The organism is Vibrio sp. 10N.222.49.C9 (assembly GCF_041474985.1).
GTDB classification, from domain to species: domain Bacteria; phylum Pseudomonadota; class Gammaproteobacteria; order Enterobacterales; family Vibrionaceae; genus Vibrio; species Vibrio crassostreae_C.
On the sequence record NZ_JBFRVD010001474.1, the window covers coordinates 1 to 237 of the forward strand.

Consider the following 237-nt stretch of genomic DNA (forward strand, 5'->3'; position numbering starts at 1 on the left):
CTGAATGAACTGCTGCGCCTTTTTCGCTTCTAATGCACTTGGATGAGGCACTCTATCTGGAGACACTAATCCATTGATACAAAATTGTCGGTCATTAATAGTATCGCCAAAGTCACCACCATAGGCCCAGTAAGACTGGCCTTTTTCATCAACCTTCACTAAACCTTGATCGACCCAGTCCCAGATAAACCCGCCCTGCAGACGAGGATAACGACGAAAGGCGTCCCAATACTTATA

The 237-nt window shown here is 46.0% G+C and carries 1 protein-coding gene; it reads right to left on the bottom strand.

Annotation, left to right across the window (positions count from 1 at the left end):
• Positions 1-237, bottom strand: a 237-nt coding sequence (locus AB4585_RS28825; protein WP_372172210.1) for a glycoside hydrolase family 2 TIM barrel-domain containing protein, incomplete at both ends; no start/stop codon positions are given.